At 53.9% G+C, this 2,485-nt stretch carries 2 protein-coding genes; both read left to right on the top strand.

The window, feature by feature from the left end; genetic code table 11:
* Positions 1-312: 312 nt before the first annotated feature.
* Positions 313-1,740 (top strand): sensor domain-containing diguanylate cyclase, encoded by a 1,428-nt coding sequence (locus AC1DVH_RS29545; protein WP_477756769.1) that lies wholly within the window; start codon positions 313-315, stop codon positions 1,738-1,740.
* A gap of 249 nt (positions 1,741-1,989) precedes the next feature.
* Positions 1,990-2,485, top strand: a 496-nt coding sequence (locus tag AC1DVH_RS29540) for a LysE family translocator (RefSeq protein ID WP_477756768.1), incomplete at its 3' end; no start/stop codon positions are given.

Below are 2,485 nucleotides of genomic sequence, written 5' to 3'. Positions count from 1 at the left end.
GCAATTAACTGTACGCGTCCGGCAAAGTCATCTGGCTGACTCCGCTAGTCCAGGGATGGTGTCCACCTGATTTTCAGGAAGGACAGCTAACCCTTGGCCGATGAGAATAACGAGACATTCGTTGTTAGATAATTGCGTTCGCGTGAACATTTTTACCTGCTTGTGCAGCAGAAGTTGGTAAGGAGTCTAAAATTGAAATTCCATAGGTCGGTCCATCCCATATCTGCGTAATGATGCGAGGGACCGTTGGCATGTAGGCGCCTCCAACACCGGTCCGGTGTTGGCTRAATGGATTTAAAATTGGAGGGAGCCATGAGCAATCTCATCGCCACCGGCGAGCCACCTGAAGCCGTTCGCCTCATAGTCAAGATTTACGCCTACTTGGTGCTCGCGGGATTTTCGTTGGTTCCGGCCTATCTGATTGGCTACTTATACTTCTTTCAAGACCCCAGCCTTACATTCGAGAATCACCTGTTCCATATCGTTGCGATCACGACAGCCACCTTGGCAGGCTTGTTTGTTACTTACGTAACGTGGCGCTGCTATCAGTCATCGGGAGATCCGCTGCTGCGATGGATGACGCTTGGTTTTCTCGGTTTTGTACTGATCTACGCGTTGCATGGTGCGTTCACTGGGCAAGCCCACCACAATATCTGGCTCTTCCTGCTCTATGGACCGGCCTCTCGACTGGTCATGTCGATTCTGCTGTTAGTTGGAATGCTGTCGTACCACCGCCCACCAGATGTCGCGGACCAACGAATGAAGGCCCGCCCGTGGTTGACCTGGATAGGACTGTTCCTGCTGGTTGACGTGGCAGTGGCGTACGTTGCGTACTCGTCGATCGCCGGCAATCTCGCGGTGCGCCTCTCGATGGAAGGTGGTGCCCTCGTTCTTTCCACATTGACCGTGATAATGCTCCTGCTGCGCCGTATCCGTTCGCCGCTGATGATGATTTTTGTCATCTCGGTTACCGCGTTCGCGCTGTCATCTTTCGCCTTCATCCTTGCACGTCCGTGGAACCATATGTGGTGGCTCGCTCATGCGATCTTCGCCGGTGGATTCTTCATGTTGAGCTATGGGGTAGTGCAAGCGTTCCTCACCACGCGGTCGTTCTCGAAGATTTACAGCCAAGAGGAGTTAATGGTGCGTCTTGCCGAAGCGATGGCGTACACCGAGAGTGCCCTGCAGGAACTCCAGCGCACCAATCAAGAACTCGGGCACCTTGCGGCGACCGACCCACTGACAGGTGCTGATAATCGGCGTCGGTTCATGGAGCGAGTCGAAGTCGAAATTGGCCGGACCGCGCGCGGCGGTGCGCCGTTCTCCGTGTTGGCACTCGATCTGGATAATTTCAAGTCCATCAACGATCGCTTCGGGCATCAGGTTGGCGATGACATCCTGAAGAGTTTCGTGGAGATATGCCTCGATTCGATCCGGCCATATGACGGCGTAGCCCGAGTGGGCGGGGAAGAATTCATGATACTGCTACCTCAGACTTCACTTGAAGGCGCGCACGTAATCGCTGAGCGTCTGCGAAGCACCGTTGCAAATAGTTCTTCTCATGGCCTGCCGCGGTCAACCGTGGTCACAGTTAGCATCGGCGTATCGCAATCTGGCCGCGACGGCGACACTATCGAGGTAATTCTGCGTACAGCCGATCAACGCCTGTATCACGCTAAACACGAAGGCCGTAACCGTGTGGTCACTACCGTCAAAACCAGCCTCCAACCTCTGCCCTGACCATTATCTCGACGTCGCTGAAAGCGTCGGCACCGATACCCAGCTTTGCGTCACAGCATCGGGTGTTGTTCGATCTCCACATTCTGAGCGCACCATTCACGACATACGACCGCTTTTGGCCGAGAGCGTGTAAAAACACAACTACGCTCAAAAGCCCTGTATCGAATGATTATTTCGTTGTACGTTGAGTCCGCGGGAGGCCTTGATCTGAAAGACCGTCCCTAGCCACAACACTCGCAAGGAATGCAGATGATCGATGGTCCCGCCGTTTTGACAGTCTTTTTGGTTTACCTGGCCGGTGTCGTTATTCCAGGGCCAAATTTCGTTGCAGTAGTCCACAAAGCGGTAGCTGCTACGCGGTCAGAAGCTTTGGCCTTGGTAGCAGGCATCGTATTGGTCAATTTATTCTGGGCCACCTGTGCAATCGCAGGTATTGGCGTTGTATTTGCTGCGTTCCCTTGGGCGGCGCTGATCGTAAAAATTCTGGGGGCAGCCTATCTGATGTGGTTTGGATTCCGACTGCTGCTCAAGGCCGGGAAGAGCGCGCTTGCCCCCTGTAATAATGCTGTCGTCGGAAACTTTCGGCAGTCATTCATTCAGGGGGTCGTTACGAACATTGGCAACCCTAAATCCATGGCCTTCTATGCCGCTATTTTCTCAGCGGCAGCCCCCACCCACGTTTCACCAAGCACGTTTTTGTCGATGCTGGCAGTCGTAGTGGTGGTTTCGATGACTTGGTATGGAG

The organism is Pseudomonas sp. P4_C3, assembly GCF_056402075.1.
Note: the sequence above shows the minus strand (reverse complement) of the source record. Positions and strands in the feature narration are given on the sequence as shown.

Excerpts from the sequence above, each read along its gene's own strand:
- AC1DVH_RS29545 (WP_477756769.1), top strand. The coding sequence starts at position 313 with ATGAGCAATCTCATCGCCACCGGCGAGCCACCTGAAGCCGTTCGCCTC.